This is a genomic window from Dyadobacter arcticus (genome assembly GCF_011762185.1).
Classification (GTDB): domain Bacteria; phylum Bacteroidota; class Bacteroidia; order Cytophagales; family Spirosomataceae; genus Dyadobacter; species Dyadobacter arcticus.
Window position 1 is genome coordinate 1,204,943 of record NZ_JAASQJ010000001.1, and the last position, 25,641, is coordinate 1,230,583.

Here is a 25,641-nt window from a genome sequence, read left to right on the forward strand (position 1 = left end):
AAAAGATCAGTGAGTTTCATTAATTAGTTAAACTGGCAGCAATTCAATTGCCCCGGGCTTCAGCCCGGGGATTGAAAAATTGATTATTTCTTTTCTGGCATCAGCACAACTTTGATGAAGTTGTCGTCGCTGAAATATTTCTGTGCAGTAGCTTTGCTGCTTGCGACTGTAACTGATTTAAGCAATTTATCCTGCTGGAAAATTTCGTCTAGGTCATCGCCCAGGTATGTATTGTCATCCAGGTAATCGAGCCAGAAGTTATTGGTTTTCAATGCAGTTTCTGTTTTGCGCTGGGTTTCGGCTACAAACTTTTCGATGTCTTTCGGGTCAGCGCCATTCTGTTTGATCTTATCAATCTCTTCCTGGGTACGTTTTACCAATTTATCTACATTTTCCGGAGCGCATCCAAATCCAATGCTGAATCGATAATGTCCGGTCGGGAATTTATCCGTTCCTTCCGAAACGCCAACGCCATAAACGCCGCTTTCTTCCTCCCTCAATGCCTCGATCAACTTAATCTGCAATACCTCCTGTAATGCTTCAATCTGAATGTTGTTCTCCGGACTATAATCATATTCGCCGCTCGAAATCAATGTAACGCGACTTTTTGGTTCAAGACCCTTATAGATTGTTTTCTCAATCTTTCCCTTGGGAGGGAAAATGTTCGGATGTTTGAAAGTATCGTCCCGGTCGGTTGATGGCAGGCTGCCCAGGTATTTTTCGAGAAGCGATTTGATATCGTCCGGTTTGAATGCACCTACGATTGTAAAAACAAAATCCGAGGCATCAGCAAAGCGGTCTTTGTAAATCGTAACCGCACGGTCAAGACTGACCTTATCAACACTTTCTGGTTTCAATGGCCGCCTTTTTGGGTTATAGCTTGTTAAAATCGCATTCAGTGAATCCGAATAGACCTTTTCAGGAGTCAAAGTTTTTTGAATGTTCTCTAAGTAAGATTTCTGATTGGCAAGGATCCCCGTCACAACATCTGCATCTTTACGCGGCTCGGTGAAATAGGCGTAAATGAGCTGCAAAGTAATCTCCAGATCTTTTGGATTGGTACTGCCGCCTATACCCTCTGTTAGCTCACTCAGGTACGGCCCGGCATTGGCTGTTTTTCCCGCAAGAAATTTTTGCAATTGGGTCTGGTTGTAAGGCCCCACACCGCCTGATTGGATCAGATAGCTCGCAAATATTCCCGTTTCACGCTCATCAGGAAACAACGAGTAACCACCTTTTGCAGTCGCTTTGATCAGTATTTCATCATTCTTGTAATCCGTTGGTTTAAGCAAAACCTTTACACCATTGGACAACGTAAGTTCTGTCACGCCCAACTTTTCCAATTTCTTTTCCGCTGTAACCTTCCCGGCTTTGGGCTCAGTCGTGAGTAGCGGGGAATCGACCACATCATCTACATATGCAGTCACATCTTTGCCTGCTTCAACCAAGAGTTTCCTTATTTCAGCTTCTGTCGGCAATGCATCTTTGCTTTTATCAGGGCCCATTACCACCACAGCACGGTTTTTGTCGGTTATATATTTTTTTGCCAAAAGGTTAATCTCCGACAGCGTAACACCTTCCAAATGTTTTTTTACAAACTCGAAGTAAGTCTCAGCCGACATATAAGGTTCGTCGTTTAGAAAGTGGTCAAGGTATTCCTGCACATAGTTCGAAGATTTGGTTTTGTCCCGTTCCTTATAATACTGTTCAATGCTGTTGAAAAAGTCCTTTTTCGCGCGATCCAGCTCAGGCTGCGTGAAACCGAATTTCTGAACACGCGCATTCTCTTCCAGAAGTGCTGTTAAGGCAGTTTTCATGGACGATGCATCTTTGGCGAGCGCAATTGAAGTATAAGAATCCAGGTTACCAAGAAAATCGCCATACTGACTACCACCATATAAGAAAGGCGGATTAGCCTTCTGCGTTAACTCCTGCATCCTCTGGCCCATCATGGCATTATACAGTTCCTGAGAAAAATTGTTACGGACATCCAGCAACGTTTTTTCCTTGCTATTGGGCTGTTTGTAGATCAATTGGATAAGATTCTGCGGGTATTCCGGATCTGTCACGATCGCAACCCTCGTCGCGCCGTCCAGTGGAATGTCATACTTGATCCTTTTCTTAGGATTGACCGGTGGGGCTATTGAGCTGAATTTCTGGATAATGGTGGCCTCGACTTTCGCTATATCAAAGTCCCCGACTGCTATAACTGCCATCAGATCGGGACGGTACCAATCCTTGTAAAACGCTTTGATGGTTTCCGGTTTAAATGTTTTCAGGATACTGTCCTTACCAATCGGCAGACGCTCGGCATAGCGGGAGTTATTCAGAATCACTTTCAGGAATTTGTCGCGCATTCTTTGCTGTGCACCGCGGCCCATCCGCGATTCTTCTAAAACAACCCCTCTTTCTTTTTCGATTTCCGAAGGTTCCAGCAATGCACCGTGCGCCCAATCTTCCAATACCTGGAGTCCTTTATCGATCAATCCCGCCGAGTCGGTCGGAATTGGCAACATATAGATCGTTTCATCGAAACTGGTAGAAGCATTCAAGTCAGCTCCAAAACGTACGCCTGTTTTTTGAAGAAAGTTAACCAGCTCGTTTTTGGGGAAATTGGTGGTCCCATTAAAATTCATATGCTCCATAAAGTGGGCCAGGCCTTGCTGCGCATCCGTTTCAAGGACAGAACCTGCTTTAACCGCCAACCGGAGTTCTGCCCGGTTTTTTGGCTCCGCATTTTTTCGGATATAGTACGTTATCCCGTTTTTCAGTTTTCCCATTTTAACGCCGGGATCAAGTGGGATTTTTTCAGTGCTCAGATTTTGCGTATAAGCTGGCACGGTGCAGCAAATTCCTAATCCCGCCAAACAGAGAGCGGCCAACGCTTTTTTCATTTTTCTGACTTTAATTTGATGATCTTCCGGAGAAACGAAAGATATATTTAAAGATCGCGATTCCAAAGCGGATGTCGCAAATGTTTCATCTTCGATGCGCTCGAAGTACAGGAACAGAAATAGAATCCAATTTAATCCGCGGCTTTTGGGCACGGGACTTCCTTAAACAGCAAGCCGCTTTCAAATTTTAGACCCAAGTGATCTTTAAAAACCATTGAGCCATTTTTGTCTTCAACTTCCCCAAATCCCTCGACCCAGTTGCTGCTTTTTTTTAGAAATGCGACCTCACGAATTGATTCTACTCCTTCCGACATGAATTTGTATTTTGCAAAAATTGTGTCGCCAACGATCCTGCCTTCAATGCTTCCCTGATTGTTATCTTTTTCAAAGAGGTGGTATGCCAGTTCTCCCTTTACGATGTCATTGTGTATATCAATTTGGAGAAATGCAGAGTCTTTGTCCATTTTGTAAACAAAGCAGTCATTCGCTTTTGAATTGCTGGTTCCCGAATCTCTATTACAAGATGAAATGCAAGCGGCCACAAGAAAAATAGAGGCAATATGTCTCATAGTTTGAGTCAGTTTTAATAGGAATAAGCAAATAACGAATATGTAGCAATTTTTATCTTCCAGCCGAATCCAGCCGGGTTATTTCAATGACTTCTAATGTTAGAAAGCCGAATTCGCTGGTCACTTTTCCGTAGATCTTGTAAACTCCTTTCACCGAGAATTTGAATTTTTCGGCTACCGGAGGAAAATGGACAGTATCGATGAATTCTCCGCGCTGATCCAGAAATGTTCCGAAATTCATGGTTTCGCCTTTTGATGTGCGTGTATTTTTCACGGCAACCAGATATCCGTATTGTATGATTTCACAACCTACATAATTGTGCAGATCGGCGCACATCACACTTGGCGGCAGCGGATATTTTAGCAAATCGAAGGGATTGCAAAGCGGATAACCCAATAATTCAATCTGATCGTAAGCGTCATCCACCGGCGAGGAATGAAAGACTGGCAGGTCGAAATCTTTTACTTCTGTTTGAAACAAGTGCTTCTGTGGGAATTTGACCGGTGTCTTGCTAAGCCTGAAATGCGCTTTCCAAAGTAAGGTTTTCTTATCAATTCCTGTAAACCTCAGAGCGTCAATGCGGATCAGGATCGTTAATTGCTCAATGGAAATGGACACACGGTCCAGGAAATTATTTAATGAAGTAAATACCCCTTCTGCACGGCGTGCTTCCACAATCCGGGTAATGCTTTTTTCCTCCATTTCATTCAGGAACTGCATGCCGAGGTAAATGTCTTTTCCTTCAATAATTGTTTCGGCCAGGCTATGATTGACACAGGGCGGCAATATATTCGCGCCCTGCATCCTGGCCTCATGGATATAAAGTTCCTGTGCATAAAACCCGCCACCATTATTCAGTACCGCTACCATGAATTCAAGGGGATAGTAGGCTTTCAGAAAAAGTGTTTGATAACTCTCGACGGCATAGGATGCAGAATGGCCTTTTGCGAAAGCATATCCCGCAAAACTGGCGATTTGCTCCCAGATATCTTTGGTAGTCTTTGGATCATAACCCAGATCATCGCAATTTTTAAAATATTTTTTCTTGACCCTGTCAAATTCATCCCTGCCACGGAATTTTCCGCTCATCCCCCGGCGTATGACGTCCGCCTCGCCCAGTGTAAGTTTGGCAAAATAATGCGCCACTTTGATCACATCTTCCTGGTACACCATAATGCCGTAAGTTTCAGGCATTAATTTCAGCAATTCAGGATGGGCTTCACTTCTCCGGTCTTCGTGGCGGTGCCGCAAAATATATTCGCGCATCATACCGCTTTTAGCAACCCCCGGACGGATAATTGAACTCGCAGCTACTAATCCGAGGTAATTATCCACTTCGAGCTTTTTCAAAAGCATCCGCATGGCAGGCGATTCCACATAGAAACAGCCGATACATTGCGCCTGTTTAATCAAATTATTGATCTTCGGATCTACCTTGAATTTTTTAACATTATCAATGTCAATTTCCGGCTCGTCCGGACGGTTATAGCGGATCACATCCAGCGTTTCCTTGATTTTCGCTAATCCACGTTGCCCGAGAATGTCATATTTATTCAAACCCACGTCTTCCGCAATCACCATATCAAATTGTGTGGTGGGAAATCCTTTGGGTGGGAGGTCAGTGGCTGTGAAATAATTGATGGGACGCTGCGAAATCAGGATCCCGCCCGCGTGGATGCTTAAATGATTTGGCTGGTTATTTTCCTGAAAGTAACGCGCGTATTTTAAAATCAATGTTGATAGATGATCCAGTTTTCTCGGGTCATATTTGCCATCGCTCAATGCATCGATTTCATAAGTGGGTAGACCAAAAACCTTCCCAAGTTCGCGCACGGCTGCACTATGTTGGAAAGTACTATATGTGGCCAGCAGTGATGCCTGCCCATTTTTTCCAAATCTGTCAAAAATATGCTGCGTCACGTCTTCCCGGTCGCGCCATGAAAAATCAATATCGAAATCGGGCGGATTCTTGCGGTATAAATTCATGAACCGCTCAAAGTACAAGTCCAGCTCAATGGGATCTACATTGGTGATATTGAGCAGGTAAGCAATAATACTATTTGCGCCACTCCCTCGCCCAACGTAATAGTATCCCTTTTGGCGGGCATAACTTACAATGTCATGATTGACCAGAAAAAAAGGTATATAGTTTTGTTTTTCAATCAGTTCCAGTTCCATGTTGAACCGGTCCAGGATCACGTCATCCACATTTGAGCCATACCGGTACCGCAGCCCGTCACAAGCCAGCTGATAAATAAGCTGATAATCATTTTTTTTGCTTTCTGTAAATAGCTGTAAGTTCTGATGCTCTCTGTTATCCCCAAAAAGGAAATCGATATTGCATTCGGCCATCAGTTTTTCGGTGTTATAAATGACATGGTCCAGGTCTTTGAAGTGGTAGCGAAGCACCTTTGACGGCAGGATATGCTCGGTATCTTCACCTGTTTCAGAAGTGGAAAGCTTGCTTAACAAAGTGTTTTGGGCAACCGCACGCAGCAAGCGGTGCGCATTGAAATCCTTTTTAGACCGAAAACTGAGCGGCTGCAAGATAACCAGCCGGTCACGATGTTTGAAAAGGGGCGAAAACGGGATCCTTGTCAGGTCTTTGGTGGAAATACCGATGTATTCATTTGGAAGAAAACTGTCTTTCTTGCTCTTGATGAGTTTTTCAAATGGATAAATGAAAACTGCATTTTCCGATTCAAGCGCTGGCGCCACATCACTGAAATCCTGCTTCTGGTGCAGATGTTTGGATAGATAGGCATTCAACTCCTGGAACCCTGCGTTATTTTTTGCAACGCCTACAAACTGTTGTTGAATCCCGTTGCGAAAATCAATTCCGACAATGGGCTTAATGTCGTAACTGACGGCCATCCTTATAAAATTCAGGCAGCCGGAGGTGTTATTGATGTCTGTAAGTGCGACACAGCCATATCCATTCTCACGACTGATCCGAAGCAGATCTTCTTCGCTGATCATGCCATAACGCAGGCTAAAAAATGAGTGACAGTTGAGTAGCATTGTATTGGAAAGAGAATGTTATGCATTCCTATGCGCGGGAATAATCGGCGGCTCTCCGTTAAAGGGATTACCCATGCTGGCAATGTTGGGAATACCGATGGTTGTCCCCCAGCTTAATATCGAATTGCCGCGATTATCCGTGCCGTACCTGTTCCGGATATAATCCATTGCCATGTAGAGGTTTAGCCTTTCCTCGGTATCATCGAACATATTGATCTGATAATTACCATTGACAAGGTCACTGAAATGCACCCCTACCAGCCGCACCATCATCCGCCGGTTATGAAGCTGGTCGAATAACCGTTCAATTTGCGGGATGAGCAGGTGGTCAGCGGATGTATAGGGAATTTTAGCCTGTTTGGAGACGGTATTAAAATCGGAATAACGAATTTTGACGGATACGCAGGAGGTTAACTTATTCCCGGTTCTCAGTTGATAAGCGAGGTTTTCTCCCATTGCCCGCAGCATTTCCCGCATGCGTTTCACATCGCCCGTATCCTTCCCGAATGTGCGTTCATTGGAAATGGACTTGCGCTCGTGGAATGGAACAATGGGTGAATTGTCCAATCCATTGGCCCGGTTCCAAAGCAATGTGCCATTTTTGCCAAGGATCTGTGTCATCATTTCAATAGGCATTTCCTGAATGGTCTTTACGTATTTCACACCCATATCGTAAAGTATCTTATTGGTTTTGTCACCAACCATTGGGATTTTTTGAACGTGCATCGGTGCCAGGAACGATTTCTCTGTGCCTGCGTCCACTTTCCGCTGATTGTCGGGCTTTGCAACGCCCGTTGCCACTTTGGAAACCACCTTGCTGGTCGAAAGGCCAAAGGAAATCGGCAGACCGCTTTCTTTTTTAATGCGTGTCCGGAGCTCTGACGACATCTGATAACTATTGAAGAACTTATCCATTCCGGACAGATCGGCATAAAATTCGTCGATACTGGCTTTTTCAAAAACAGGTACCGTCTCCTTAATTATTTCGGATACTATTTTTGAATGGTCGGAGTAGACGCCGGCATCGCCTTTGATCACAATGGCTTCGGGGCACAAATTTCTTGCCATTTTCATTGGCATACCTGAACGTATCCCGAAAGATCTCGTTTCATAGCTGCATGCCGCCACCACGCCCCGATCACCGACGCCACCAACGAGCACGGGTTTGTTGCGAAGCCTGTCATCATTTTTTCGTTCAACAGATACAAAAAATGTATCCAGATCCATATGTAATATTGTACGATCCATTTTGGAATATTTACTAATTAATGGATTAATTCCAAATATATGGAACAAATCCATGTGTTAAAAGGAATATTTCCAAAAAATTTTATATATTTGGAAGTGTGGAAGTTAGGAGCAGATCAACATTTTTTTGAAGATATATATGCAGATCGAGGAAGAATTCAGACGCTTTAAACAGGTGAGAGAGGAGTTAAACTTAACGCAGTCGGGATTTGCCGATGAGCTTGGTATTGGCGCTACAACTGCGGATATCGAGCGTGGGCGGACGCGGATTCCCGGGCAGGTTGTCAAAGAGCTTTTGAAGAAATTTCATATCAATCCGCTGTGGCTTTTTGGCGAAAGCTCGCAAAAATACCTTCATTCGGATAAGGTTTCAATCAGTCCGAAAGTTGTCACCGTCGACAATTCCGGCAAAGAGAATATTGTGCTGGTCAATGCGAAAGCCGCCGCAGGCTATCCCAATAATATCGGCGATTCGCAATGGTTTGAAAAGTTACCGGCATTCAGCATTCCTTTACCCGAGTATCGCAATGCGTCATTCAGGGGATTTCAGGTGGATGGTGACAGTATGTCGCCTGCGCTTCACTCAGGCGAGTGGATTGTGGGCAAAGCGGTAGAGGATTGGGAAAATCTCAGCAATAAACGAATGTATGTGATTGTAACTGTGGATAGTATTCTTGTCAAGAAGGTGCAAAGTGAGAACCAATCCAATTATATTAACTTAATCTCCCTCAATCCGGAATATGCACCCATCAGGATAGACCGAAATGAAGTTCGGGAAGTATGGTTGGTGAATAGCAAGTTAACCTTTGATCTCGAAGCAGATACACAACAAGTTAGCTTGCTAAGTTTGCATCAGGAAATGAAGGAAATGAAGGAGGAGATGAAGAAGTTGGTGAGATAATGTTAATTGATTTTTGGAAAACCAATTTTAAGTATGAGGAAGCAACTCGAATTGTTAACAGATCGGTATCTTGAAGACTACCGCAAACTGATCAATGCTGCGCTAATTTTACCTTCGTTAAATTTACAAAAGGAATTCACTGCAAAGGATTTTGAATATTACCTGCAGGCCTCTTCTGTTTACTCTTCAAACATTGAAGGAAATACGATAGATTTTGACACCTGGCTCAAAAACAAAGCATTTAAAATAAAAAGCAAACCAAAGGAAACAGCTGAAATCGAGGACCTCCTTGAAGCTTACAACTATGCAACCGTGAATTCGCTTACACAAAAATCCTTTTTACAAACACATCAAATATTAAGCAAAACAATTTTAGCATTAAAGTCTCAAAGGGGAAAGTACAGAAAACAGCCGGTTGGGATTTACAGCGACGGTAAGCTTGAATACCTGGCGGTAGAACCAGAGTTTGTCCAGAGAGAAATGGATAAACTATTTCGCGATATTTCTTTACTGCTTGAAACAGATATGGACATGTCCGAAATTCTATACTATGCCTCCATGATTCATTTATTATTCGAGAAGATACACCCCTTCATGGACGGAAACGGGAGGGCAGGCAGGTTATTGGAGAAATGGTTTTTAGTAGAAAAAATTGGTAAAAATGCCTGGAATTTTGAAACAGAGAAGTATTATGCACAACATAGAACCGAGTATTACCAATCAATACATATCGGATTCAATTACTATGCTTTGAAAATGGATAGATTTTTGCCTTTCTCTAAAATGTTGATCAGCGCTTTGGGTATTAGTCCGGCCTAAGCCTCCTCCGCGACCAATTGCTTCTCATACAATTCCTTATACGCTCCATTTTTTGCCATCAACTCGCTGTGGGTTCCTTGTTCAATGATTTTACCTTCGTCCAGGACTACGATCCGGTCGGCTAGCTTGGCTGATGAAACGCGGTGGGAGATGATCACAGACGTCCGGTGGTCCATGATGCGCTTCATGTTGTTCAAAATGATGTTTTCAGTATTGGTATCGACAGCGGATAGGCAATCATCTAAAACAAGAATTTTAGGGTCACGGGCAATAGCCCGCGCAATTGACAGCCTCTGTTTTTGTCCGCCTGAAAGTGTAATACCTCGTTCACCCAGCATCGTTTCGTAACCGTTGGGGAAATCAATGATATTATTGTAGAGATCAGCATCTTTGACCGCTTGCTCTATTTTTTCAAATGGCATATCCAGTGTTCCAAAGCGGACATTGCTTTCAATGGTATCTGAAAATAAGAACACATCCTGAGGTACATACCCAATCTGACGACGATAACCATGCACGTCGTAATCCTTCAAAGGAATGTTATCGATTAGGATTTGTCCGCCTGTGGGATCATAAAGTCGGCACATTAAATGCGCCAGTGTGCTTTTTCCAGAGCCAGTCGTTCCCAGGATTGCAACCGTTTCACCGGCTTCAATTTCAAGATCAAAATTTTCCAATGCTATTATGCCTGAATCGGGATAAACAAAATCTACGTTTTTAAATGTGATCTTGCCTTCCAGCGATTTTTCCAGATTTTTTTCGGACACCAGCGTTGTCTTTTCGTTCAAAAATTCATTGATCCGGGTTTGTGAAGATGCTGCGCGCTGGATCTGGCTGGTGGTCCAGCCGAGCGCCATAACCGGCCAGGTCAGCATATTGACATAAAGGATAAATTCGGTTATGTTCCCGGGAGTCAGGTTCCCATTAATAATTTCCTGGCCTCCAACATATATGATTAATATGTTACTAAGGCCAATCAGTAAAAGAATGACCGGGTAGAAGAATGCATCTACTTTGGTAAGCCCCAGTGATTTTACTTTAAATGTTTCAGCCTCTTTCTCGAAGTTAGAAAATGAATGTTTTTCCTGAACAAAGGACTTAATAACCCGAATCCCTGAAAAAGCCTCCTGTACATAGGTGGAAAGTCCGGACAACTGTTTCTGGATTTCCTGCGACCTTTTCATAATCATGCTATTCACCACATACACGCTGATCGAAAGGACTGGCAGCGGAAGCAAAACATAGAAAGTAAGTTTGGTGCTGACTGACGCCATGTAGGAGATGACCAGAAAAAACAGCACGATTAAGTTGATTCCGTACATCAATGCCGGGCCCACATAAATGCGGACATTACTTACATCCTCTGAAATACGGGCCATCATATCACCTGTGCTGTGCCTTCTGAAAAAGCTCGCAGGAAGTGTCTGGTAATGTTGGTAAATATCGTTTTTGAGAGCAAATTCAATGTGCCTCGACATAACAATAATTGTCTGGCGCACCAGGAAGAGAAAAATCCCTTTTAGCAAAGCCATTAACAGGATTAGTAACCCGAAAAGCAAAATGCTGAACGCAAAAATGTCATACATTTCGCTTTGCAGCGAGGAGCCGTTGAACAGGTAATAAATGTCCAAAGTCTCAATAACCAGGTCGAGTGCATAGCGAACGAGCTGGGCCGGAATAATGCCAAAAAGGTTGGAGATAATGGTAAAAATGGTGCCTAGAATGAGATACCACTTGTATTTCCATAAGTACTTGTTGAGGTACTTTAATGCTTTCACCAGTTGAGACTTTAGATCAGGGGAATTGGAGACTTTATAGGCAACATCCTATTTCTTCAAAACGTTGCAAAATGAAAAGCAGGCATTCCATTTTTCCTAGTCTGAACAAAATAGTCTAATTTTGCGCTCAATTTAAACATATGCAGGGGAGTAACAAACAAACGACCCTGCCCAATACTGACTCGTTCTTTGATTTACTGTACCTTTTATCAATTTAGTGTTCCGGCTTATGCTGAATAGAAGATTATTACGAACAAAAGCGGTTCAGGCGCTTTACGCACGACAATTGACAACAGATGCCAACCGGCTACTGGCGCTTGACAACATTGACGAAGCCTTTGCGCCGGATCTGAATTCCATGGAGCCCCAAAACCGCCAGGAGTTGTCAGGCATGAAAAAGCTGGCAAGTCTGACTTTGGATGAACTGATCAAAAATGGCAAACCAAAGGAAGATAATGATCTGCCTGAAAAGGTGATCAGGGTTGCAAGAAGTGCTTTTGAAGCATATAGCAGACATACAATCTCCGACGGAGAGAAAATGGTTCGGAGAGTTTTAAATGAAACGGAATCCATTTATACCGATTTTATAAGGGTTTTGTCAATGCTGATCGAGCTATCGCATCAAGCTAAACTTGACAGGGAAAGGAAGTATGACGATCCTGAGGCACCTTTTCCGAAAGACTCAGGTCTTGATAGCAATCAGGTGATTAAGGTTTTGATTGAAGACAAATCCCTTGAAGAAGAAATTATTAGAAACGGTGTCAGTTGGGGCAATGAAATGAACTTGCTCCGTAAAGTCTACCGCGAGGCGCTCAGGAAAGACAGTGAATATGAAGCGTACTGTAAAAAATCTTCCCATACTTCAGAGGAAGACCAGGCAATTATCCAACACATTTTAAGGCAGATTCTTTTAAAGCACGAGGTACCGCTGGAATATTTTGAACAGCGGGATCTCTACTGGGTAGACCATAGTGAACTGATCCGCAGTCTTGCAATCAAAACTTTGAAATCTGCCGATAATAGCCATACTTTTCAGTTGGCCCCGCTCACAAAAGATTGGGAAGAAGATCGGTTTTTTGTGGAAGAGCTTTGCAGGATTGTGGTAGCAGAAGGGGATCAGTATGATATTTATCTTGATGATCAATTGAAAAATTGGGAGCTGGAAAGGATCGCTTTGGTTGACTTGATCATCCTTAAAACTGCACTTGCCGAATTGATTCATTTCCCAGGAATACCAGTGAAAGTTACAATCAATGAGTTTATTGAGATTGCGAAAAGGTACAGTACACCAAAAAGTGGTAAGTTTGTAAATGGCGTTCTGGACGTTCTTTCTGTTAGACTTGCAAAAGAAGGTGTGATAAGAAAAAGCGGCCGAGGATTAATTGACAATAAGTAATAATTCCAGGATTTGCGGGTTTAAGATCATGGAATAATTTTTGAAAGCAACTCAAAAACCGATTTGCTGAAAGCCATTGCAAGAGCTAAAACCTTTTAGAAACCATGAGTAAAACCAGTAATAGTTTAATTGCATTTCTGACCGGCTGTGTCACGGGTGCTGCATTAGGAATTCTTTATGCACCAAACAAAGGAGAAGTGCTTCGGACACAGCTCACATACAGATTGTCCAAATACCGCGAAAAATTGCAGGAAGTAGTTCAGGATCTTGTAGATAAGAAAGATCAGCCGGACAATTTTTCAAGAACTGAAAGCGAAAGGGTCGTCACTGATGCCCGCGAGAAAGCTGAAAAACTACTTGAAGATGTCGATCGTTTGATGGCACAAATCAAAGGTCAGGCTAGTTGATATAGTTATATGAGAAAAAAATCCATCTTCATCCTTTTTGGAGTCGCTCTTATAATTTTGGGCTGCTCGAAAGTTGAAAAGAAAGATGACGCGAAACAGGCAGATGCAAAAATGCCTGTTTTTGCTTTGATCGACAGTTCATCTTATGATTTTGGTTCAATTCAGGAGGGAGCAGTCGTGGAACATGATTTCAGATTTCGCAATGATGGGGAATATCCGTTAATTCTTAACAACATTACATCATCTTGCGGCTGTACGACGCCCGAATGGCCTAAGGAGCCAATTGGTCCCAAAGAGACATCCAGCATTAAAGTTCGTTTCGACAGCAAAAATAAATCAGGACCGCAGGTCAAGACCATCACAGTTTACGCTAATACCGAACCGGCTTATTCTGAATTGAGGCTCAGGGGAATCGTGAATGCTGTTCCAAAGCCGGAAATGAAAAACTAGCCTTTCTTCCAAATTTTACTAATCCATCTATTACAATGAATTTTTCTATTTTAGCACAGGCAGCCGGCAGCTCACAGGCGATGATCTATCAGGTGATCATGTGGGTTGGCATCATAGGCGTGTTTTACTTTTTCATGATCCGTCCGCAGCAAAAAAAACAGAAGGAGCAAAAGACGCTGCTTACTAATTTGAAAAAAGGAGACCAGGTTGTTACCATTGGAGGGATCCACGCTAGAATTTACACCGTTGAAGAAACCACTATCACGCTGGAATTAGATAAAGGTGTCAAGTTAACAGTAGACAAATCTGCTGTCTCACGTACGGTCACCGCTTAAATCTATTTCAATTTTGTCGTGAATTACGTTCCACCAAACCAAAACAAAATCAAAACTTTTCTCGGATGCTTTTTGGCGGCTTCTTTTTTTTGGTTGATGAATGTGCTGAACAAGGACAATTATTCGCTCAAATTGAATTATCCGTTGTCGGTTGAATACGATCAGTCAGCCTTCGTTCCTATGCAGCCGCTGCCTAAAAGGATTTCGGTGAATGTTACTGGAGATGGATGGAGCCTGTTGCAAAAGTCATGGCTGAATTTTAATGCAAATCCAGTAGTTTATAGGGTTCAGAATCCAAATCAGGCCAGCATTATCAACTCCACTACATTGACAGACCAGATTACGGAGCTTTTCCCCAATATGCGTGTCAATTACGTAGTCGCTGACACGTTCGAATTAAGTTTTGAGCCCAAAATCAGGAAAATCATACCTATCCGGGTAGATAGCGTCGGGATTAATATGAAGGAGGGATACGTTATTTCCAGTTTCATTAATGTATCCCCCTCTCTTATTTCGGTCGATGGGCCCGTATCGTTGGTAAAGCTGTATCCGGATATCATTGTCGTGTCGATAGCTACTCCCAAAATCCAGAATAATTACGACGAAAGCCTACCGATCCCGCTTCCCGTTTCTCCATTGGTAGAGGTTAGTCACAGAGACGTTTTTATTAGTTTTGAAGTTGCCCAGTACCTGATTATACCTCCATTGTAAATTTATTTAATCAATATTATCCCTCTCCCGATCTCATGTCACGACCTCTGCAAATAGGTGTTACCGGTGGGATTGGGTCCGGAAAAAGTGTGGTTTGTCAGCTATTTTCATGTTTGGATATTCCTGTATACAATGCCGACAGGCGAGCAAAATGGCTTACTAATCATGATCCTGAAATTAAAGAACGGGTTTTGACATTACTGGGCACTCGGGCTTATAATGAACAAGGTTTTTATGACACGTCTTTTGTCGCATCTGTGGTTTTCAAAAATGAGGAATTACTCAAACAGCTGAATGCGATTATTCATCCGGTTGTTCTCCGCGATACAGAAAATTGGGTTATACAAAACTCGGCCTCGCCCTATGTAATTAAAGAAGCTGCTATTATGAAGGCCGCGGGTGAAGGCAATGCGTTGGACTATGTGATCGTGGTCGAAGCTCCGTTTGATCTCCGTATAGAAAGGATTTTAGAAAGGGATAAGCGCAGTGAGGAGGAAGTTAAGTCGATCATTCAGAGGCAGGTATCGGATGAATCCCGACGACGGATTGGAGATTTTATTGTAGCAAATAATGAAGTTTCCGAATTGATACCACAGGTCTTGGAGCTACACCAATTGTTCCTGCGAAAGATTTTAGAAAAATTAGAAGTCAACATCTAATCCCAGAGCTTGTTTTAACTCTAGCAGGTAAGGGTTTTTTTCTGCCATATAATTAAATTTTTCCGCGGGCGTGTAGGGCATCCGGCTCACTTCCTCAGGAGCAACACGAGCATTGATATCCAGCTTGGGTGCATCGATCCGGCTTTTTAAATAACCAAGTAAATCGTAGCGGACGTTCTGAATGGCTTCGAGCTGATGCGCATTGTCCAATACAATTTCAATGGTGTATCCTTCGAGATTGAATTTCCTCCCCAATGAAATTTCCTCCGAAGTTGAATTCCCTGACTGTTTTCGTTTTTCGGCAAACTCTGTCCAATTCTTTTGCAGCGTCTCAAATGATAGTTCTTCTTTCCTAATCTCATTTGCAAAAGTATTGTCAGTCTTATCCGCCTGTTGAACAAGCGACTCCTTATGCTCCTTTGTAACCGAGATCGAGGCCGTGTTTAGGGAAATGGTATTTTTTAACTTTGATGAAGCCGGTACTGGTTGCGACACCTGAAGGCTGGATTGGTGGGATGTACCATTGGATAGAGGCTTGCCAGGGTAACTTTCTTCCCGAACCAAAGCCGGTACATTCAGTGAATGCTCAGGCTCAACTTTTTTTTTTGCCGTTTCATCAACGGCTGAAAGAGAATTCAGTTGAAGGATATGAGGTAAGTTGGCGAGCTTTATAAGGCAAAGCTCTGCATGAAGTCGCTGGTTTTTAGCAGACTTATAGTTAATGTCACATTGACCAGCGACACTTAAAGCCGACAATAAAAAACTCATGTCAGCCGACCCAGATTGTTCGATATACTTGCGTTCCGCGGATTCTGAGACCTGCAGAAGCGTTACGGTAGACGGATCCCTGCAAACCAGTAAGTTCCGGAAATGCTCTAAAAGTCCGACCACAAACAAATGTCCGTCAAAACCCTTTCGAAGGATTTCATCAAAAAGGATTAATGACTTTGCAATGCTTCCCGAAGTAAGTGCGTCTGTAATTTTGAAATAATAATCATAATCCAGAATGTGCAAGTTTTCAAGAACAGCCTCATAAGTCAGGCGGTTGTCCGTTGAAAAAGTAACATTCAGGTCGAACATAGAAAGCGCGTCCCGAAGGCCACCGTCCGCTTTCTGACTAATTAATTCCAGTGCTTCCTTTTCTGTGGATATTCCTTCTTTTTGCGCGATATCTGCTAAATGATAGGCGATATCCTTGGGTTGGATACGGTTAAAGTCAAAAATCTGACAGCGCGAGAGAATGGTTGGAAGTATTTTATGCTTTTCGGTCGTTGCGAGGATGAATATCGCATAGCCAGGCGGTTCTTCCAGTGTTTTTAAAAAAGCATTGAAAGCTGCCTGCGACAGCATATGGACTTCATCGATAATATAGATTTTATAATTACCGGTTTGAGGAGGATAACGTACCTGATCGATCAGGTTTCTGATGTCTTCGACCGAATTATTGGAAGCTGCATCCAATTCATGAATGTTGAAGGATGCATTGTTTTGAAAACTCACACAGGATTCACATTCTCCACAAGCCTCAACATCATCTCCAAGGTTTTGACAGTTTATGGTTTTGGCCAGAATTCGCGCGCAGGTTGTTTTTCCGACACCTCTTGGACCACAAAAAAGAAAGGCTTGCGCCAGGTGATTGGTACGGATCGCATTTTTTAAAGTGGTGGTGATGTGTGACTGCCCAACAACGGAGTCGAAGGTAACCGGACGGTATTTTCTGGCTGAAACAACGAAATGATCCATGCCGCAAGATACTCCCGTGCACTGGATTTTCAAAGCTACTTTTTGGTGATCAAGGGGTATACACGGACGTAATCGATTTCCATTTTTCGTGGGAAAATGCTGTCATCTACCCCCTTCTGGCCCCCCCAATTGCCGCCAACGGCAATGTTTAAAATTAAATGCAGTGGTTTATCAAAAGGCCATTCCTGCCATTGATACGACGATTCTTTTGCGAATTTAAAGTATGAATTACCATCGACTAGGATCGAAATAGTATCTGGCGTCCACTCGCAGGAATAAATGTGAAAGTCATCTGATACATTCGGCACGATCAGATTATTGCCCTTGTTGGTATGGATTGAATGGTTGAAAGCTTTGGTGTGAACATTGCCATGAACCCGGTTCTGATCAAAACCGACATGTTCCATGATATCAATCTCGCCATTGTCTGGCCAACCTTTGTTACCATAGTTGTTTTCGCTGAATAGCATCCAAATGGCAGGCCAGGTACCACGTCCCGATGGGAGCTTTGCGCGAATTTCAAATTTTCCGTACAGAAAATCACCTTTCCCTTTCGAAACCAGACGCGCAGAACTGTAATTGGCTTTTCCTGACTTTTCCTTAATGGCGGTAATCACCAAATTTCCGTTTTCGACTTTGGAATTTTCGATTTTGCTGGTATAATCTTCCAGCTCGTTGTTGCCCCAGCCATGATCGCCCAAATCATAACTCCATTTGGAAGCATCAGGCTTGCCGGTGTAGTCAAATTCGTCCTGCCAGGAAGGGGTTGCGGCGAATTGGTATTGAATAATTCCCGCAGTTTCGGGCGCGCTGGAAGGTTGCGAACAGCACGTTAAAAAGCTGCTTACAACTATCGGAATTGCTGCTAATACATGTCTAGGACTTGTCATTATCTTGGTTTGGTGCAGGCTTGTTATCCAGAAAGGAAAGATCCAGGGTTCTTAGCATAGCATTACACTCATCTAGTTTTTTCTGAACAATCTCATAGCCTTTACGCTTCTCCAGGGGCAGATTCTTTTTTGAAACTTTCATAATTTCTTTTTAATTAGGTAAAATTCGTAGGAATTATTGACAGAAAACGGATACCGAACGCCGTCTTTTACACCATATACTTCGTAAACTTTAGAAAATTCAACTAACTCTCTTCCTATTACAATACTATAAAGCCTTTGTCTCCTGGAATCACTCCCTCTGAAAATTACGTAGGAATTGGAATTTTTGGTTAAAAAATCACCCATTATTTTAATGACTGTGGCAATAACTATCCGCAGGTCGTTGTTGTTTGTTTCCGAAATATCGCACAAGCTGCCATCAGACAGAACATCAAGCAGAGCCAAATTATATATTCCGGCGACATCTGTGCGACTTATCAAAACGATCTTTTGAACTTGTTTTTCTTTACTGACACTGACAAACTCATAATAAAGCTGTTCACGTGATAGCTTAAAAGGATAACCATTTTCATTCATTCTGTTGGAGGTAAGTGTGCGTAACAATTGTACCAAACTTAGAACATTTTAGACAAAAATGGAAATACGTCCGGAGGTTGAATCGACCTGTTACTTTTGCTGGTAATCAAGTTTCAACCAATGAAAGAATTTAAGTTTACAACCGAGGTTAACATAAAGCCATCCGATTGGAAGATCAGCCATCATTCCAAGGTTCTGACCATCGGTTCTTGCTTTGCCGAAGTATTGGGAGCGCAGTTATCACATTACAAATTAAATGTTCAGAACAACCCATTCGGAACGGTCTTCAATCCGTTGGCAATCAGTAAAATTTTAGATTCTGCAATTGAGGACAGAAAACCGAATTCGGATTTATTTGTTGAAAGTTCAGATCAAATATGGCTCCACCATGATTTTCATTCATCGCAGTGGGGCACAAATAGAGCAGCCCTTGAATCGAAGTTGACAGAGCAATTGATGTCGGTTAAGGTATTTTTGAAAGAAGCGAATGTAATGGTCATTACGCTGGGAACAGCATACGCCTACCGACATAAAAAAACCAATCAGATCATCGGAAACTGCCATAAACTGGCCGCTGATCAATTTGTGAAAGAATTACTTCATCCCGATCAAATCAGCATTGCATTAGAGCAAATACTTCAGAAACTACAAGCGTTCCGGCGCGAACTCAGGATCATTCTGACAGTGAGTCCCGTACGGCACACAAAAGACACACTAGCATTAAATCAGGTTAGTAAATCAACATTAAGATTGGTTTGCCACAGGTTATCTGAAAAATACAAGCATAATGACTATTTCCCTTCTTATGAAATCTTGCTCGATGAATTGCGTGACTATCGCTTCTATAAGGAAGACCTCATTCATCCAAGCAAGACGGCTGAAGACTATATTTTCAATAAATTCGCTGAAACATATCTGAGTCCGGAAGCGATTGATTTTATGAAGGAATGGGATCACATCATTCACGCAATGGAACACAGGCCGCTACATGGCCCCACGCCAGGACAACTTAATCTGCTGTTGTCGATCCGGAACAAGCTGAATTCAATTTCCGGAAATGTGAATGTTTCCAAAGAGCTGGCAGAGATAGAAAGAAGAGTGGCCGAATTTCCCGTATAAGATCAAACTCATTGACCAGATTTAGTGTTGCATAGTATCAGTCGAAGTCCTCAACCAATATAATGGGAGAATTTACAATCAATAAAGAAAAAGTTTTACAAGCATTAAGCACCGTAGAAGAACCGGATCTTAAAAAGGACCTGGTGACGCTTGGAATGATCCAGGATATTGAGGTCGGCGTTAACCAGGTCCGTTTTACGGTTGTGCTCACAACCCCGGCTTGTCCCCTCAAAGAATTGATCAAAAGAAATTGTGAAGCTGCTATTCACGAGCATTTAAGCCCTGATGTTGAGGTTGTTATCAATTTAACAGCCAATGTGACCACGAGTAGGCATTCGGGGCCGCTGATTCCGGGAGTTAAGAATGTAATCGCTATATCGTCAGGAAAAGGCGGTGTTGGGAAATCAACGGTGACCGCTAATCTTGCGATGGCTTTACACCGTTCAGGGGCAAAAGTGGGGATCATTGATGCCGATATTTCAGGTCCATCTATTCCTATAATGTTCGGTGCGCAGGATATGCAGCCAACGATCACACCAAAAGATGGCAAAAACTACATTAATCCGATCCGGCAATACGGGATCAAAATGATTTCCATTGGTTTTCTGACACCACCAGATAGTGCGGTAGTTTGGCGGGGACCCATGGCTAGTCAGGCTTTGAAACAGTTTTTTGGTGACACAGATTGGGGTGAATTGGATTACCTTCTAATCGACCTTCCTCCCGGCACGAGTGATATCCATTTAACGCTTGTTCAAACCGTGCCCGTAACTGGTGCCGTAATTGTTACTACCCCTCAGAAAGTCGCTTTGGCAGATGCCATTAAAGGTTTAGCAATGTTTAAACAACCGCAGATCAATGTTCCTATTTTAGGTATCATTGAAAACATGGCCTGGTTTACGCCCGAGGAACTTCCTGATCATCAGTATTTTATTTTTGGAAAAGGGGGTGGACAATCTCTTGCTGACAAATTTGATGTTCCTTTACTGGGCCAGATTCCATTGGTACAGGGAATCCGGGAAGCGGGAGATGAAGGCCGACCGGCTGTAATGGACACCAATCCGGTTGTGAACGACGCATTTCGTGATGCAGCAGAGTCACTTGCTCAGCAGGTAGCTATCAGAAATGCATCCCGCGAGAAAACAAGGGCAGTGGAAATTCAGGTTTAGCGGACTGTCGCTGTATTTGATTTTTTGAATATATTCATGCATATTAGCAAATAGATTTTCGTAAAAATGGATTCAAAAGAGAGAACGATTGAGCTTATAGAGCAGGCGCTCGAGACCGTACGTCCGTATTTGCATGCGGATGGTGGTGATGTGAAATTGATTGAGGTGACGGATGATCTAATTGTTAAATTAGAATTGCAGGGATCTTGTCAAAGCTGCCCGATGAGCGCAATGACGTTCCGCGCAGGCCTTGAAGAATCAATCAGAAAGGCAGTTCCTTATGTTACAAAAGTGGTATCGATTAACATTCCTGAGTTGGCTTAAAACTTCGAATAGTTCGTATAATAACTCAAAAAGCAGTTTCCTGAACAGGTAACTGCTTTTTTTGCTTAAAAATCCATTGGGTTTACCTCAGAAATTGATTCGTCTTGATTAGTGGCTTATATTGCAACAACGAATAAAATGCATCAATCCGGAATCTAAAATATGCGTATCGGAATCTTTTTTGGAGGTCCTTCCCGTGAAAGGGAAATTTCATTTGCGGGAGGAAAAACAGCTTTTGAATATTTAGATAAATCTCTTTTTGAACCGGTTCCTGTTTTTGTAGATAGCTTTGGCCGCTTCATCCTGCTCGAAAATGAGCTGATGTACGCAACTGAGATAAGGGAGTTTTATCCTGTCAAAAGCAATCAAAAGGACGGTTTTAGAACATATATTGAATCTTTTCCTGAACTCGTCGACCAGCCCATACCCGCTGAAATCGGGGTTATTTTAACTCCATCGCAGTTCAAAGAACATTTCGATTTTGCGTTTCTCGCCATGCACGGACCAGATTGTGAAGACGGGGCTATTCAGGGATTGCTTGAATGGTATAAGATTCCATATAGCGGGCCTGGTTTAATGGGCTCCGCGGTGGGGATCGATAAGATCCTTCAAAATGAAATGATCGCGCTCGTGAACGGGCAGCAAAAGAAAAGCTGGACTTTGCGTTACGAACAATGGGTACCGCGGGAGTATCCGATCCTTTTTCAGGTGCTTAAAAAACACCTAGGTCTTCCACTGGTGATTAAAGCGCCGCATCAAGGATCCTCTATTGGGGTCGCCATTGTAAAAGACGATTCTTTGGAAGAGTTTATTTCTGCGGTTAACCAATGTTTTTTTCAAATTGAATTAGATAAGACAACCTGGAAATCACTGGATAGCGCTGAAAAACTGGCCTGGGGACAGAAAATAGCCAATTTGGATGAAGGAATTGGTTTTCCGGTCGTAATAGATGGAAAGATCGTCCATCACCCTTCCAGTCTGATTAGTGAGCTGGACACTTATTTTACCAATGACAATGAGCATGCATTTATAAGTAGCTTGAATGGAGAGGATCAGGTTCTGATCGAGGAATTTGTGAATGGGCAGGAATTTTCGTGTGGATGCATCCAGTTTGACGATGGAAAACCGCTCGCGTTACCACCAAGCGAAGTGATCAAAATGGTAAAGGTTTTCGATTTTAATGCAAAATATAAACCTGGGGCCAGTCGTAAACGTATTCCTGTTGACACTTCACTTGAAAAAAACCAGGAAATTCAAAAGGTAATCGCGGCAGTGTTCCAGCAATTGGGCATCGACGTTTGTGTCCGTATCGATGGATTCCTGACGCCGGAAGGCATCATTGTGCTGCACGACCCCAATACCATTCCCGGCATGTCGCCAACGTCATTTATTTTCAAACAAATGGCGGAAATTGGATTGAATGTTACCCACGCACTTACGTATTTGGTGAGACAATCCATCAGGGAAAGGATCCGGACAGGGAAAAACACTTGGCGGCTCAGAAGCCTTTTAGAGACATTAGATGCGAGTATCATATCAAACAATTCGGTCACAAAACCGACCAAAGTCATTGTTTTTGAATCAAATGACCAGGAATATGGGCAAGCCAGGCTTAAATATGGCCAGCTGAATGCAGCTGGGAGAGTTCAGCCAATACCGGTCCTGCATGCCGAAGACGGTAAATATTATAAGCTTACAAATCCGCTGATGTTCAAAGAGTATGTAGCTGATGTAGAAGCATTATTACTTACTGAAAGACATCCGCTACTGGTAGAGACTTCTGAAAAAGCGAAAGCGCTCACCGCGTTTTATGCAGGCGAAGTATCGTATCAGGTAAGCGTTTATTCTGACATTTCTTCGATGGCATTTCCTTCGTAAATGTTGTAGATTGTATTTTGTATTTCATTCCTATCGAAAAAAGAGATCTTAATGGCACACGGCGCTGAAAAAGTAAGGTTAAGCCTTCAGAAAGAAAATAAGGGCTGGAAAAAATGGGGTCCTTACCTGTCCGAACGCCAATGGGGAACAGTACGTGAAGATTATAGCGGAAATGGGGATGCCTGGAATTACATTACGCACGAAATGGCGCTTTCAAAAGCCTATCGCTGGGGAGAAGATGGTATCGGCGGCTTTTCTGATAATAAGCAGCATATTTGTCTGTCATTCGGATTTTGGAACCATAAGGATAAGATTCTTAAAGAGCGTGTTTTCGGACTCACCAACCGCGAGTCCAATCATGGTGAGGATGTGAAGGAAATGTATTATTACCTGGACAGCACGCCAACGCATTCCTACACCAAAATGCTTTATAAGTATCCGCAGGAATTGTTTCCTTATGAGAAGTTGCGTCAGGAAAACGGGCGTAGAGGCAAGGCGGATCCTGAGTATGAAATCATGGATACCGGGGTTTTCGAAAAAGACGAATATTTTGATATTTTCATCGAACATGCGAAGGCCGACGAAGAGGATATACTCATGAAAGTGACCGTTTTCAACCGCGGTCCGGAGGATGCCCCGATTACGGTTTTGCCTACCATTATGTTTCGCAATACCTGGTCGTGGGGATATGAGGCTTTCAATTACAAGCCCATCATGAACGGTATCTCCAACCGTTTGATTGAAGTTACCCATCGCAAGCACGGCAAGTACAACATGTATCTGGACAATGCTGATGAGTTGTTGTTTTGTGAAAATGAAACAAACTTTAAAAAGCTTTACGGAACTGCCAATAACACGGCTTACCCGAAAGATGGCATCAACGATTACATTGTCAGTTCAGGAAAAAGCAATACCGTCAATCCGAACCACATAGGCACCAAGGCATCTGCCCGTTTTACCAAAACCATTAAGGCAGGAGAAAGCGCCGTATTTCGTTTGCGCTATGTAAATCACTCAATATCAGAGCCGTTCGGCGGTTTTGAAGATCTTTTTGCAAAGAGGATCCGTGAAGCTGATGACTTCTATGATGATATTCAAAAAGATGTTTCTAATTCTGATCTGAGGTCGATCCAGCGGCAAGCGTACGCTGGAATGCTTTGGAGCAAGCAATTCTATTATTATAATGTCTATGAATGGCTTAAAGGCGATCCCGCACAACCAGGGCCCAATCAGGGAAGAAAGTGGGGGCGTAATTCCGGCTGGAAACACCTTTATGCGGCCAACATTATCTCCATGCCAGATAAGTGGGAATATCCGTGGTTCGCAGCTTGGGACCTTGCATTCCATTGTGTGCCGTTGGCCAGAGTTGACGCAGATTTTGCGAAACGACAGCTTGAAATCCTGTTGCGGGAATATTACATGCATCCAAACGGCCAAATTCCCGCTTACGAATGGAATTTTTCGGATGTTAATCCTCCTGTTCACGGCTGGGCAACCTGGAAAGTTTATGAGATCGACCGCGAACAAAACAACGGAATCGGAGACATCCAATTCCTGGAGAAGATATTCCACAAGTTATTATTGAACTTCACCTGGTGGGTTAATCAAAAGGACGATACCGGAAACAATATTTTCAGCGGAGGCTTTCTTGGCCTAGATAACATTGGCGTTTTCGATCGTTCGACCCCCATGCCATTTGGCGGAAAATTACAGCAAGCCGATGCTACCGGCTGGATGGCGATGTATACACTCAATATGCTCCGGATTTCGGTTGAAATTGCATTGGTGCATCCAGTTTACCAGGATATGGCTTCCAAGTTCTTTGAGCACTTTCTGCACATTGCGGGAGCTATGGAATCCATTGGCGGTAAAAATTCGTCCATCAGTCTTTGGGATGAGGAAGATCAATTTTACTATGATGTGATCCATATTCCAAACGGGCAGAGTATCCTGTTAAAAGTGCGCTCCATCGTTGGGCTTATCCCATTGTTTGCCGTCGAAATCCTTGATCCTCAGAATCTGGATAAATTACCGATGTTCAAACGTCGGGTAGAATGGGTTTTGGCGAACCGTCCCGACCTGGCCCGGTTAATTTCCCGTTGGTTTGAATCCGGAAAAGGTGAGAACCGTTTACTATCCATCCTGCGTGGTCACCGTATGAAAATGATCATGAAGCGGATGCTGGACGAAACCGAATTTCTATCCGATTTTGGCGTAAGGGCATTGTCCAAATATCATGAAGACAATCCATACAAATTCTATATCAATGGAGAAGTGTTGCAGGTAGATTATACTCCTGCCGAGGCATTGACCGACATTATGGGCGGAAACTCCAACTGGCGCGGCCCGATCTGGTTTCCATTGAACTACCTGATTTTCGATTCGCTGATGAAATTCCATGCTTATTATGGAGAGGATTTTATGGTGGAGTATCCCACGAATTCGGGGAATTTGGCTACAATCAAGGACGCAGCAATGGCCATAGCGTGCCGCTTAATCGATATTTTCAAAAAAGATACCGAGGGTAACCGCGCTGTGTATGGGCATGATGAGAAAATGCAAAGAGATAGCAACTTCAACGACCACGTTCTTTTTTACGAGTATTTTCATGGAGACAATGGTCGAGGCTGCGGAGCGAGCCACCAAACTGGCTGGACAGGTCTTGTTGCAGAACTAATCCTCAAAACTGCCAGTGAAACGGTTAAAGAAACGCAGAAACAGGAACTGGAAATAAGTAAATAATTCCAGTA

Annotated in this window: 21 protein-coding genes; 13 read left to right on the forward strand and 8 right to left on the reverse strand. The window is 43.0% G+C overall.

Annotated elements, in window-relative coordinates; all coding sequences use genetic code 11:
- Positions 1-83 precede the first annotated feature (83 nt).
- From FHS68_RS05110 to dinB, 4 genes are all read right to left on the reverse strand, one after another.
- Positions 84-2,894 (reverse strand): M16 family metallopeptidase, encoded by a 2,811-nt coding sequence (locus FHS68_RS05110; RefSeq protein WP_167267814.1) that lies wholly within the window; start codon positions 2,892-2,894, stop codon positions 84-86.
- Positions 2,895-3,025: 131 nt separating this feature from the next.
- Positions 3,026-3,463, reverse strand: coding sequence for a hypothetical protein (locus FHS68_RS05115; RefSeq protein WP_167267815.1), 438 nt, complete (start codon positions 3,461-3,463; stop codon positions 3,026-3,028).
- Between the two features lie 52 nt (positions 3,464-3,515).
- A complete protein-coding gene (locus tag FHS68_RS05120) occupies positions 3,516-6,485 on the reverse strand; it encodes a DNA polymerase III subunit alpha (protein WP_167267817.1) in 2,970 nt (989 codons plus the stop codon).
- An 18-nt stretch (positions 6,486-6,503) separates the two neighbouring features.
- Positions 6,504-7,733, reverse strand: coding sequence for a DNA polymerase IV (gene dinB / locus FHS68_RS05125; protein WP_167267818.1), 1,230 nt, complete (start codon positions 7,731-7,733; stop codon positions 6,504-6,506).
- Between the two features lie 127 nt (positions 7,734-7,860).
- Here dinB and FHS68_RS05130 point away from each other — a divergent pair, with 127 nt between their 5' ends.
- Positions 7,861-8,634 carry an XRE family transcriptional regulator gene (locus tag FHS68_RS05130; protein WP_229211771.1) on the forward strand — a complete coding sequence of 258 codons (774 nt, stop codon included), beginning with the start codon at positions 7,861-7,863 and terminating at the stop codon, positions 8,632-8,634.
- Between the two features lie 33 nt (positions 8,635-8,667).
- Positions 8,668-9,453: a Fic family protein gene (locus FHS68_RS05135; protein WP_167267820.1), complete on the forward strand. Its 786-nt coding sequence runs from the start codon at positions 8,668-8,670 to the stop codon at positions 9,451-9,453.
- Here the strand turns inward: FHS68_RS05135 and FHS68_RS05140 are convergent.
- Positions 9,450-11,231: an ABC transporter ATP-binding protein gene (locus FHS68_RS05140; RefSeq protein ID WP_167267822.1), complete on the reverse strand. Its 1,782-nt coding sequence runs from the start codon at positions 11,229-11,231 to the stop codon at positions 9,450-9,452. The two genes, FHS68_RS05135 and FHS68_RS05140, sit on opposite strands and share 4 nt — an antisense overlap.
- A gap of 229 nt (positions 11,232-11,460) precedes the next feature.
- On the opposite strand from FHS68_RS05140, the gene nusB reads away from it, so the two are divergent.
- From nusB to coaE, 6 genes are all read left to right on the forward strand, one after another.
- Positions 11,461-12,627, forward strand: coding sequence for a transcription antitermination factor NusB (gene nusB / locus FHS68_RS05145; protein WP_167267823.1), 1,167 nt, complete (start codon positions 11,461-11,463; stop codon positions 12,625-12,627).
- A gap of 104 nt (positions 12,628-12,731) precedes the next feature.
- A complete protein-coding gene (locus tag FHS68_RS05150; RefSeq protein ID WP_167267825.1) occupies positions 12,732-13,034 on the forward strand; it encodes a YtxH domain-containing protein in 303 nt (100 codons plus the stop codon).
- A 9-nt stretch (positions 13,035-13,043) separates the two neighbouring features.
- Positions 13,044-13,484, forward strand: a complete 441-nt coding sequence (locus FHS68_RS05155) for a DUF1573 domain-containing protein (RefSeq protein ID WP_167267826.1) — start codon at positions 13,044-13,046, stop codon at positions 13,482-13,484.
- A 35-nt stretch (positions 13,485-13,519) separates the two neighbouring features.
- On the forward strand, positions 13,520-13,819 hold the full coding sequence (gene yajC / locus FHS68_RS05160; protein WP_167267828.1) for a preprotein translocase subunit YajC: 300 nt from the start codon (positions 13,520-13,522) through the stop codon (positions 13,817-13,819).
- Positions 13,820-13,837: 18 nt separating this feature from the next.
- Complete coding sequence (locus FHS68_RS05165) at positions 13,838-14,530, forward strand: YbbR-like domain-containing protein (RefSeq protein ID WP_310588505.1); 693 nt, start codon at positions 13,838-13,840, stop codon at positions 14,528-14,530.
- A gap of 35 nt (positions 14,531-14,565) precedes the next feature.
- Positions 14,566-15,189, forward strand: coding sequence for a dephospho-CoA kinase (gene coaE, locus FHS68_RS05170; protein ID WP_167267829.1), 624 nt, complete (start codon positions 14,566-14,568; stop codon positions 15,187-15,189).
- Here the strand turns inward: coaE and FHS68_RS05175 are convergent.
- From FHS68_RS05175 to FHS68_RS05190, 3 genes are all read right to left on the reverse strand, one after another.
- Positions 15,172-16,932, reverse strand: a complete 1,761-nt coding sequence (locus FHS68_RS05175; protein ID WP_167267831.1) for a DNA polymerase III subunit gamma/tau — start codon at positions 16,930-16,932, stop codon at positions 15,172-15,174. The genes coaE and FHS68_RS05175 overlap by 18 nt on opposite strands.
- Positions 16,933-16,967: 35 nt before the next feature.
- Positions 16,968-17,822, reverse strand: coding sequence for a glycoside hydrolase family 16 protein (locus FHS68_RS05180; protein ID WP_167267832.1), 855 nt, complete (start codon positions 17,820-17,822; stop codon positions 16,968-16,970).
- Between the two features lie 138 nt (positions 17,823-17,960).
- Complete coding sequence (locus FHS68_RS05190) at positions 17,961-18,401, reverse strand: DUF6934 family protein (protein ID WP_167267835.1); 441 nt, start codon at positions 18,399-18,401, stop codon at positions 17,961-17,963.
- A gap of 120 nt (positions 18,402-18,521) precedes the next feature.
- On the opposite strand from FHS68_RS05190, the gene FHS68_RS05195 reads away from it, so the two are divergent.
- From FHS68_RS05195 to FHS68_RS05215, 5 genes are all read left to right on the forward strand, one after another.
- Entirely contained in the window at positions 18,522-19,520 is a 999-nt protein-coding gene (locus tag FHS68_RS05195; protein ID WP_167267837.1) for a GSCFA domain-containing protein, read from the forward strand.
- A gap of 62 nt (positions 19,521-19,582) precedes the next feature.
- Positions 19,583-20,689 carry an Mrp/NBP35 family ATP-binding protein gene (locus tag FHS68_RS05200; protein ID WP_167267838.1) on the forward strand — a complete coding sequence of 369 codons (1,107 nt, stop codon included), beginning with the start codon at positions 19,583-19,585 and terminating at the stop codon, positions 20,687-20,689.
- A gap of 66 nt (positions 20,690-20,755) precedes the next feature.
- Complete coding sequence (locus tag FHS68_RS05205) at positions 20,756-21,013, forward strand: NifU family protein (protein ID WP_167267840.1); 258 nt, start codon at positions 20,756-20,758, stop codon at positions 21,011-21,013.
- Between the two features lie 162 nt (positions 21,014-21,175).
- On the forward strand, positions 21,176-22,891 hold the full coding sequence (locus FHS68_RS05210; RefSeq protein ID WP_167267841.1) for a D-alanine--D-alanine ligase family protein: 1,716 nt from the start codon (positions 21,176-21,178) through the stop codon (positions 22,889-22,891).
- 51 nt (positions 22,892-22,942) lie between these two features.
- Positions 22,943-25,633: an MGH1-like glycoside hydrolase domain-containing protein gene (locus FHS68_RS05215; RefSeq protein WP_167267843.1), complete on the forward strand. Its 2,691-nt coding sequence runs from the start codon at positions 22,943-22,945 to the stop codon at positions 25,631-25,633.
- The last annotated feature ends 8 nt before the right edge of the window (positions 25,634-25,641 follow it).